Origin of the sequence: Idiomarina sp. UBA4206, assembly GCF_002383015.1 — a bacterium.
Taxonomy (GTDB): Bacteria; Pseudomonadota; Gammaproteobacteria; order Enterobacterales; family Alteromonadaceae; genus Idiomarina; species Idiomarina abyssalis.
On record NZ_DFTS01000055.1, the window covers coordinates 26,113 to 29,562 of the forward strand.

General features: G+C 49.9%; 4 protein-coding genes. 3 read left to right on the forward strand and 1 reads right to left on the reverse strand.

Annotation, left to right across the window (positions count from 1 at the left end):
• On the forward strand, window positions 1-912 hold a 912-nt coding region (locus B3180_RS11320; protein WP_286844590.1), incomplete at its 5' end, for a YifB family Mg chelatase-like AAA ATPase.
• 14 nt (window positions 913-926) lie between these two features.
• Here the strand turns inward: B3180_RS11320 and ltaE are convergent.
• Window positions 927-1,949, reverse strand: coding sequence for a low-specificity L-threonine aldolase (ltaE, locus tag B3180_RS11325; protein WP_271332136.1), 1,023 nt, complete (start codon window positions 1,947-1,949; stop codon window positions 927-929).
• 128 nt (window positions 1,950-2,077) lie between these two features.
• On the opposite strand from ltaE, the gene B3180_RS11330 reads away from it, so the two are divergent.
• Together B3180_RS11330 and B3180_RS11335 are read left to right on the forward strand one after the other, a co-directional pair.
• The gene (locus tag B3180_RS11330; protein WP_054490910.1) at window positions 2,078-3,043 is read left to right on the forward strand and encodes a PLP-dependent cysteine synthase family protein; all 966 of its coding nucleotides are present in this window, start codon (window positions 2,078-2,080) and stop codon (window positions 3,041-3,043) included.
• A gap of 29 nt (window positions 3,044-3,072) precedes the next feature.
• Window positions 3,073-3,450, forward strand: a 378-nt coding sequence (locus B3180_RS11335) for a PLP-dependent transferase (RefSeq protein ID WP_286844594.1), incomplete at its 3' end; no start/stop codon positions are given.

Genomic DNA, 3,450 nt, shown 5'->3' on the forward strand with positions numbered 1-3,450 from the left:
AGGCATCACTTGTTGTTCGTCGGCCCGCCAGGCACGGGCAAAACCATGTTGGCGCAGAGGCTTAATGGCATATTACCGCCACTGACCGAGCAGGAAGCTATGGAAATTGCAGCGGTTAAGTCAGTGTCTTTTGACTATCATCATGCGGAATCTTTGACCCGACGAGAGCTGCGGAGCCCACACCATACCTGCACTTCGGCGGCATTGGTCGGTGGGGGAACAGGTAATTCTGTTCGCCCCGGAGAGATATCATTAGCAAATAATGCTTTGCTTTTTCTTGATGAATTTTCTGAGTTCAGCCGGCATGTACTGGATTGCTTACGAGAGCCACTCGAAAGTGGTGAAATAACGATTAGTCGAGCGGGCTACAACGTCAAATTCCCGGCTAATTTTCAGCTGGTCTGCGCATTGAACCCATCGCCTTGTGGTCAGTTTGATGGCTCACTGGCTAATTGTCGTTCCACCCCGGACCAAATCTTAAAATACTTAAGCAAGCTGTCCGGACCGTTGCTTGATCGCATCGATATCCAGGTGATGGTGCCCCGAGAAACAGAGTCTATGAGTTTAAACGGCGCTACTAAGCAGAACAACCAACCCATGACCACATCACAAGCAAAAAACTTAGTCGAAAAAGCCCGGCTGCGCCAAATTAGGCGACAGGGCTGCCTGAACAGCGAGATAAAACCCAAAGCGTTGAAGCAAATATGTGAGCTGTCAGAGAAAACGGAAGCGTTTTTAGCAACAGCCTCAGAAAAAATGAAGTTGTCCCATCGGGCCTATCACCGAACCCTTCGTTTAGCCCGAACCATCGCTGACTTAGCCGACAGCGAAGTCATAGAACAGCAACATCTGGCCGAAGCCCTCAACTACCGAGCACTCGACCGGCTCATAGACCAAGTGCAGAGTCTGTAGCGCCGTAGGCAACCTCAGCGCCCGTCGTTCAGCCACCGCTTAAACAGTTCAACAAAGTGCTCAAGCTGTTTACGGCTAACATCCAAATGGCAGACAAGGCGCAGTTTTTGTCCGCCGGGTAATTTAATATCATGCTCTGCCATAAGCTCCCGTAAGCTGTCTGCTGGCAAACTGTCGGGTAGCTCAACAAAGGTCATGTTGGTGCCGGAATAGCGAACTTTAGCCTCGGTGTTTGCCAGCAACTCAGAAAGCTGCTCGAACAGCCACTCTGCATTGTCGTGGTCGTCCTGAATGCGCTCAAACTGATGCGTTAATGCGTAATCAATGGCTACGGCAACAAACCCTGCCTGGCGCATACCGCCACCGACCATTTTGCGCCAACGACGTGCGCGGGCAATCAGTTCTTTTGAACCGGCCAGCAACGAACCGATAGGTGCGCCTAACCCTTTTGAACAGCACAGAGACACGCTGTCGAACGGTGAAGCCAGTTCCGCCATACTGCGGCCGCTGGCAATGGCAGCATTTGGTAAACGCGCGCCGTCTAAATGCATCGACAAACCATTCTGGTCCGCCAGAATTCGGGCTTTATCAAAATAAGCCTGGTCAATCAGTTGCCCGCCGTGGGTATTTTCAAAAGCCAGCAACCGGGTAATAGGAAAGTGCGGATCGTTAGGTTTTATCCGTTGTTTAATGGTGTCGAGTGACAAGGTTCCGTCGGCTTCTACCTCAATGGTTTGTGGCACTATGCTGCCTAAAACTGCAGCACCGCCAGCTTCGTACCGGTAAGTGTGATATTCCTGACCCACAATGTACTCTTCGCCATTACGGCAGTGGCTCATTAACCCCAGTAAGTTACTTTGGGTACCTGAGCTGCATAGCAAAGCGTCTTCTTTACCCAGCAACTCTGCTACTCGCTTTTCCAGTGCGTTAATTGACGGGTCTTCACCATAAACATCATCACCGACTTTGGCATCGGCAATTGCGGCGCGCATTGCGGTGCTTGGAAGGGTTACGGTATCACTGCGTAAATCCAGCATAACAGCCTCATTTTGGGGTTAGTTATAACAACTATCATCCGGTTCTAAGCGCAAGGTTGTTTAGCGAGCTCAGTCAAGGGATAATGACCCGATATTGAACCAGACACTCGACAACAAAGCGAGCCCATATGAAAGTTTTTAATAATGTAATAGAAATGGTCGGTAACACGCCAATGGTGAAAGTCACCAATATGGATACCGGCCCGTGTGAGCTGTATTTGAAACTCGAGCTGCAGAATCCTGGCGGCTCCATTAAAGACCGTATTGCGGTAGAGATGGTTGAGCAAGCAGAAAAGCAAGGCAAGCTGAAGCCGGGCGACACCATTATTGAAGCAACGGCTGGTAATACGGGGTTGGGTTTGGCGTTAGTGGCGGCTGGCAAAGGCTATCCGTTGAAAATTGTTATGCCGGACAAAATGAGCCAGGAAAAAGTGAACAATCTGCGCGCTATGGGTGCTGAAGTGGTACAGACTCGCTCAGATGTGCAAAAAGGCCACCCTGAGTATTATCAGGACATGGCAGCACGTATGGCTGAAGAAAACGGTTACTACTATGTAAACCAATTTGAAAACCCGGCAAATGTCGATGCACATTACAAAACGACCGGCCCGGAAATCTGGAAACAAATGGACGGTAAACTGGATGCGTTTGTCTGTGGTGTTGGTTCAGGTGGTACCTTGACCGGTGTTGGGCGTTATTTACGCGAGCAAAACAGCGGAGTGGACCTGGTGCTTGCAGACCCGGCAGGCTCAATTTTAGAGCCTTTGGTTAACCGTAACGAAGAAGTGGAAGCGGGTAGCTGGCTTGCCGAAGGTATTGGGGAAGACTTTATCCCAACTATTTGTGATCTGAAATTGGCTAATACGGCGTTTGCTATCTCTGATAAAGAAGGTATGCAAACCGCGCGTAAGGTACTGGAAAAAGAAGGTGTGATGGTCGGTTCATCCAGTGGCTATTTAATTGCCGCGGCGCTGCGCTATTGCCAACAACAAACCGAACCAAAGCGCGTTGTGACTTTAGCTTGTGATACAGGTAATCGTTATCTGTCCAAGCTGTTCAACGACGACTGGATGCGTTCTCAAAACTTGCTGTAACCCTTGTTGTAAATTAAGGAACCTGAATCATGGCAAATGAAAAAACAATGAAATTCGCGACGCGCGCCATTCATGGCGGGCAGTCTCCTGAGCCGGTAACAGGCGCGGTTATGCCGCCAATTTTCACCAGCTCAACCTACGCACAGGAAAGCCCGGGTCAGCACAAAGGTTTTGAATATTCGCGTTCACATAACCCAACGCGTTTTGCCTGGGAGCGTTCTGTTGCTTCTTTAGAGGGCGGTAAGCAAGGTTTGGCTTTTGCCTCGGGTATGGCGGCAACCTCGACCATTCTGGAGTTATTAGACAGCGGCGATCACATCGTTGCTATGGACGACTTATACGGCGGCAGCTTCCGCTTATTCGATAAAGTGCGCGGACGTTCTGCTGGCCTGAAATTCTCTTATGTG